The 255-nt window shown below is 71.4% G+C and carries 1 pseudogene; it reads left to right on the forward strand.

Annotated features, from left to right (window positions below):
- Positions 1–255: pseudogene (locus tag C7I84_RS29445) on the forward strand (DUF4372 domain-containing protein); the annotation flags it as partial.

Genomic DNA, 255 nt, shown 5'->3' on the forward strand with positions numbered 1-255 from the left:
CTGATCTACGCCCAGTTCAGCGGTGCCGGCAGCCTTCGCGGCGTGGAAGCGGGGTGGAACGCCAGCAGCCAGCACCACTATCATCTGGGCAGCGGGCCGCTGTCGCGCTCGACCCTGTCGGATGCCAGCCGCCGCCGCCCCGTCGCCGTCTTTGCCGAGACCTTCGCCTGGCTTGCCGGCCAGCTCGACCGGCAGACGCGCCGTGACGGCACCGCCATGCTGCGGCTGATCGATTCCACCCCCATCCCGCTCGGC

Origin of the sequence: Kumtagia ephedrae (assembly GCF_003012745.1) — a bacterium.
GTDB lineage: Bacteria > Pseudomonadota > Alphaproteobacteria > Rhizobiales > Rhizobiaceae > Kumtagia > Kumtagia ephedrae.